The sequence below is a fragment of the uncultured Thiodictyon sp. genome (assembly GCA_903837595.1).
Classification (GTDB): domain Bacteria; phylum Pseudomonadota; class Gammaproteobacteria; order Chromatiales; family Chromatiaceae; genus Thiodictyon.
The window spans coordinates 1-2,244 of sequence record CAILVI010000569.1; the positions used below are offsets into that span (position 1 = coordinate 1).

The window sequence follows — 2,244 nt, forward strand, 5'->3', positions numbered from 1 at the left end:
ACCAACCGCGACGGCACCCTGACCTGGTCGCCGATGCATGAGACCATCGCGGAGTGGGCCGCCCGGCACGGGCTTGAATGCTACTACCTGCACTGGCGCGAGCGGCGCCACAACCGCCATCAGTCGGTGGGGATGTTCGCCGTCGAGCGGGTGCTGGGTCGGGATGTGTTCGCGATGCTGTTCCAGGCCGACCCCGAGATCGGCAATGCCATGATCGACGCGGTGGCCGGGGCGAACGAGCAGGCGACCCTGACCCAACTGGTGAGCAACGCCGACCGGGCCTCGGTTGAGCGGGACCTGAAGAGCAACCGCATCGACCCCCAAGCGACCTCGCTCGGGGTGCCGATCGAACGCTACCTGCTCGACGCCATGGCCCGGCTGGTGCGCGCCGGCACCTGGGGGATCAACACCCCGGGTTCGCGCCTGTGGATGCTGGGCGACAGTCTGTATGTGGTCTGGCCCCAGGGGGGCGATGAAGTCGTCCAACTGCTCGCGGCCGATCGTGTCCCGGGTATCCCGCGGCACCCAGACACGCTGGCGGACCTGCTGATCGAGCGTGACTATGCGCTACCCCCGAGCGAGGGCGATGGTGTGCGGCGGTACTGGCGTCTGGCCCCGGCCCCCCTGGTGCGCGACGGCAAGCCGGTGACGCTGACCCTGCTGCGCCTGACCTCGCCGCATCATGTGCTCTCCGGGCAGGCGCCGGCCCCGGTTGGCCTGGCCGGAGACGCGGTGGTGCGGGCCGCAGTGTCTCGTCCCGTTCTGGTGGACAGCGCAGCGGGTGCCGACGACGGCGAACGCTTGGACGAAGCCGCGCGCCTAGGCCTGGAGTGGGAGGATGACGACGAGGAGGGCGTGGGCGATCTGGACGTGACTGACACCCGCCCGCCTGTCGCCGTCCCGGAATCTCCGCCACCGTCCGCCGCCGACCCGGTACGGTCCTCGGTGGTTCCCACAACGCCGGTCAGCACCGGACGCGTTGCATCCTCCATCGATCAGGCCGCAGAACGCTTGCGACAGCAACGGTCGGCGACGACCAATGCGGCGCCCCCATCCACCCCGGTCGTGCCCATCCCGACACCCGCCGATCCTCGCACGGTGGCCGAAGCCTGGTTCCAGGCGCGGCGCCCCGGTATTGGTGCCCGCCTGCTGCTGGCCCTGGCGGCAGCGATCCGGACCGGCGAGCGCGTACCCGCGGCCGTGCTGTACCTCCCTGACCAACCCGGCGATCAACTGTGGATTCGTGTGCCGGATGGTCTGGAGGGATTCGGCCCCACCTTGGAGGTCCAGATCGCCGCCCTGTGGGACGACGATCTGCTCGCGGTCGATATTCTCAAACCCTACCTGCGCGTGCGGGTGATCGACGGCGTCCGTGGGGTCGTCCTCAAGGTCGAGGCCAGCGGACACTTCGCGGCCTTGCTGCCGGTCGGAGCCCTGGACCTCTGCACGCCTCGGACGCGGGGGGCGGTACCGGTCAATACGGAGCCCCGCGGTCCCACGCCGACGGCCGCCTCGCCTGAATCAACCCCATCCAGTCCCGCACCGACCGCCGGCCAGAGCCCGAGCGCAGTCGCCAATGCCTTGATCGCCCGAATACGCGCTGCACATGCGGCAGCGGGCGCGGACGGGCAGGGCGCCCTGGTCGTGGTGACGCCCGCGGACATCGCCGCCGCGGCGCAGGCGGCGGGACTCAAGCCGCAATCGCTGAAACTGGCGCTGATGCACCGGCCCGGTTGCCGGATGACCCCCGACGGCGGAGCGGCGGTCGGCGCCGAATGACCGCGGCCTATGCCGACCCCTGGCGCCCCAATTTTGAGCGCCGGGCGCTCATCCTGTGGGTCGTCGTCGCGGGAGTTGCCGCGGTTACCGCGGGTCGCTGGGGGCTGCCGACGGGGGCCTTTCACTGGCTCGCCTGGCTTTCGCTGGCCATGGCGCTGACCTGGGTCCGGGGTGCCGTGCGCATTGCCAGCCAACACGAATGGCTGCGCGGACACCCGCTCGGGTGCATCGCCCCAGAGGACTTCGCCGCCCACCTGCCGTCCTGGTCTGGTGACCTGTGGCTGGGCTGGGGCTTCGACTGGCTTCCGGTGCATACGCAGCTCGCGCTGGACCTCATGCGCGCGGGACCGCAGCAGTTCGCCCCGCGCGATCCGCAGCGCATGGGTGCCACCTGGCTGCACGGCCTGGGGGGACGCGATGGGGACCTGCGCATCCCGCTGTCGCATACCGACGGACACATGCTCA

At 70.7% G+C, this 2,244-nt stretch carries 1 protein-coding gene and 1 pseudogene; both read left to right on the forward strand.

The window, feature by feature from the left end:
- On the forward strand, positions 1 to 1,779 hold a 1,779-nt coding region (gene mobH, locus QZY44_RS34980), incomplete at its 5' end, for a MobH family relaxase (RefSeq protein WP_295458913.1).
- Positions 1,776 to 2,244 (forward strand): annotated as a pseudogene (locus tag QZY44_RS34985) (conjugal transfer protein); the annotation flags it as partial. The gene mobH and the pseudogene QZY44_RS34985, both read left to right, overlap by 4 nt.